The organism is Granulicella aggregans, assembly GCF_014203275.1.
Taxonomy (GTDB): Bacteria; Acidobacteriota; Terriglobia; order Terriglobales; family Acidobacteriaceae; genus Edaphobacter.
In genome coordinates, this window is the sequence record NZ_JACHIP010000063.1 from 1 (window position 1) to 3,776 (window position 3,776).

Genomic DNA, 3,776 nt, shown 5'->3' on the forward strand with positions numbered 1-3,776 from the left:
CAACGTCCAGTCATGGCCGAACACGGAGCCGCTCAGAGCATTTCCAGAATGCAACAGATCACAGCCCTTGGGTATTTATGAGACTGGTTCTAGAGATGATCTTTGTTAGCGGTTTGGCATGCGAATTGCAGCTTCCATAACCGTTCTCATCAAGCACTCAGCAAGCTCTATCGTGCCAACCTTAGCTGTGGATGATCGGACAAGAGCTACTTCAAGACTGTGCCCGACACGGGATGGCGGTGAATGAACGCAATGACGAATCGCATCGATACCGATGTAGTGATGGCAGAACCTCAATCCGAGTCGATGGACGTATCCAGAATGGAGGGTGAATTGACGGGGCTTATCCAAGATTCTCGCTTTGAAGAAGCGATCTGCATCCTCAATTCGGCCATCTGTGAAAACGAGAGCCCAGAGCTGTGGAATGATTGGGCGACAGTCCAACACGCTGCGGGCAAGCCCGCAGAGGCTGAGAAGGGATTTCGCCGGGCGATTACCCTCGCGCCGACGAATCGCGACGCCTCGGTAAATCTAGGGCTGTTCCTACTGGCTCAAGGACGGTACGACGAAGCCACTCAGATCTTAAGTTGCCACTTGCACAATCTGAGCGACGAAGAGAACACTGCGATAAAGAATTTTGAGCTCAAGCGTCTGCAACTGATTGACTTACAGCCAGAACGCTCGCATTCGGCACAAGTGCAACAGAGCGACATCTCCGCAGAAGGGCGAATTCACAAACTGGAGAGCGCGCTCGAATACCTGCTGATCTCCAATCTCAACGCGAAGGCATCACGGGCGACGGGGGCAGCTTCCAATCAACTTCTCATAGACCGTTTTCTCGGTCTTGTCCGCTCAATCCAGCCCCAATTATTCCTCGATATCGGCGCGAATGACGCATCAACTGCCTGCCGCGTTAAGGCAATGCTGCCCACATGCGAAGTGTGGGCGTTCGAGGCGAATCCGGAGATACATGGACGGTTTGCCTCGGTTGTCACCTCGGTCGGAGTCAACTATGTGAACCTGGCCATCTCTAGTGCTACGGGCAAAGTGACCCTCTACGCGCCAAAGACACTGTCTCGGACTATCGTCAACGGCGAAGTGGTGGATTTTGCTTCGGTCGAGCCGGAGATCAGCGGTAAGACCTCGATGCGGAAGCGGAACGAAAACGCAACATATCGCGAATTCTCAGTCGATGCGATTAGTCTTAACGACTTCATGGCTGCCAAGTGGACCGAGGGCATGCGGGAACGAAACGCTGCGCTTTGGATCGATGTGGAAGGGGCCGCTTTTGAGGTGCTGACGGGCGGCGAGGATGCCTTGAAGAGAGCTGCGGTCATCTTGATCGAGGCAGAAAACTATGAATTCTGGAGCGGACAGAAGCAAGCTGCAGATGTAGCGAAGTTGATCATTTCAGCGGGCTTCATCCCGTTGGATCGCGACCGCGAGTATGGAGACAAGCAGTTCAACACAATCTTCATACACCATAGCTTTGCTCATCTTATTTATTCGGAAAACTACATGCTTGGACCCGTAAACACTACGGTAGCTTCGCCTGCGAGAAAGCTGTCTCATCGCACCTTGGGCGCCCATCTTACGGCACAGATCCCAGTATTTATCCCTGTATTCAACAATCCAACTTACGTTGCCAATACTTTGCAACAGCTCAGTGACATCGGCATGAGGAATGTCTGCCTTGTTGACAACGATTCGACATCGCACGTGATGAGAGCGTTTCTGGAACTCGTACAGGACAAAGTATCGGTAATCAGAACAGGACAGAACAAAGGGCCCCGCCAGATTGTCGAATGTCCCGAGTATTACGACCTTTTGCCGGATCTGTTCTGTATTACAGATCCAGATCTCGAGTTCAATGCCGAACTGCCCGAAGACTTTCTCGCCAATCTCATTCGACTGACAAATGAATTGAAAGTGGGAAAGGCGGGATTTGCCCTAAGAATTGACGACTCCCACCTAATGCATACGGGGACATTCGGAATTAGCAGGAAGACTTATCACGCTACTGAATGGGAACAGCAATATTGGGAAACCCAATTGGGCATTCTCAAAGACGGCAGCCCGGTGTATAAGGCAGGTCTCAACACGACGTTCGCTGTCTATAATAAAACATTTTTCAATCCCCATACCTTTGTTGACGCCGTTCGCGTAGGCGGTAGATATGCCTGCCGGCATCTTCCATGGTATCGAGAATCGATCGTTGGTCAGGAAGAACGGGCGTTCTACCGGGCTACTCACAAACATGCTCGGTGTGGTGTTGTCTGACGAATTGTGTGACGTGCTTCTTTAGCTACCTATTTGGCACAGCGAACCTGGCAGATCCTCTTCAAGGAAGGCTGGCTTGAGCCACTGGTAAAAAAGCCACGCAATACAGATCCACACTTTCATGAAAAGCTTTTGAAGGAGCTGCTTCAAGCGCCTGTGAGATATGCGCAAGGCACATAAACGGTAGAGCCGAAATGAAGCGGCGCAAACATAATGCTGTCTCATGTTCATGGTAGGCTGAAAGCGCATAGCGCCGTACGAAGATATTTATTGCTTCATAACCAAAGCTTCAGGAGCTTTATTGTTTAATAAAGCGTTGGGCCTCCGTATCATTTTCTCGCTACTTCTTCTTTCTGGGTTCTGCATTCAGGTTCAAAACGGTATGTCGCAGTCCCTGGCCACCACATTGGCTACAGGTACATATCCAATTGCCTCTACCGTGGACAACTCACGAAGCCTACTTTACGTCACCAACTCTGGAAGTAACACGGTATCAGTCTTTAATCGCCATACAAACACGTTGGTGACCACAGTTGCCGTGGGTTCGAATCCTGAAGCTATAACGATCAATCCAAGCACTGGAATTGTCTATGTAGCAAACTATCTCGGAAAAAGTGTGACCTCGATAAACCCCGCATCCAGCTATGCAACCCAGACAATAACCGTTGGTCAGTACCCCACAGATATAGCGTTCGATTCGTTCGACAATAAGGTTTACACCGCAAACTATGCTTCTGCTGAGACCATCAGAGTTATCAATACAGCCAGCGGAAATGCAGTGACCAGCGTGGTAGCCAAGTCTCCATATCCCTGGAAGATTGCTGTAGACAGTCGTTCCGGTACTGTCTATGTCGCTGCAGCAGGCGGCATTAATTGCCAATGCAACACACTTCTGACGATCTTAAATCCAACGACCAACGCTGCTTCGTCACTGACTGTCGGACAGCTTCCTCAGGCATTAGCCTTCAATGCTACCGCTGGTATCCTGAATGTAGCCAACACGTCAAGCAACAATGTATATGCCATTAATCCAGCGAATGGCAACTCTATTACCATGATTTCCGTTGGCAAGACCCCGGACAGTATTACGATCGATTCTAGTGGCAAGGTTTACACCACAAATAATGGAGATAACACCGTTAGCATAATAAATCCGGCAAGCAGCTACTCGGTAACTACTGTGTCGGTCGGCGCGGGTCCTTCAGGCATAACGTTTGATTCTGGTGCAAATCTGGTAGTTGCGCTCAGTAGCACAGCTGGCTCAGTGGCTTTCATTAGTCCTTCTACCTTAGCCGTGACAAAAACGCTTTCAGTAGCAGGTAATGATATTACGTCGAGTTCGACTCTTCGGCAGTCTTATGTGATCAACGAATATGGAAATTCGGTAGGGATCATCACGGACTAGAACCAGTCTCATAAATACCCAAGGGCTGTGATCTGTTGCATTCTGGAAATGCTCTGAGCGGCTCCGTGTTCGGCCATGACTGGACGTTGGG

At 50.0% G+C, this 3,776-nt stretch carries 2 protein-coding genes; both read left to right on the top strand.

Translation table 11 applies throughout. The features are described 5' to 3' along the window. Positions 1-243: 243 nt before the first annotated feature. Entirely contained in the window at positions 244-2,280 is a 2,037-nt protein-coding gene (locus tag HDF16_RS29965; protein ID WP_221313431.1) for an FkbM family methyltransferase, read from the top strand. Positions 2,281-2,581: 301 nt separating this feature from the next. After that, entirely contained in the window at positions 2,582-3,685 is a 1,104-nt protein-coding gene (locus HDF16_RS29970; protein ID WP_184224604.1) for a YncE family protein, read from the top strand. The last annotated feature ends 91 nt before the right edge of the window (positions 3,686-3,776 follow it).

Excerpts from the sequence above, each read along its gene's own strand:
- HDF16_RS29965 (WP_221313431.1), top strand. The coding sequence starts at position 244 with ATGAACGCAATGACGAATCGCATCGATACCGATGTAGTGATGGCAGAA.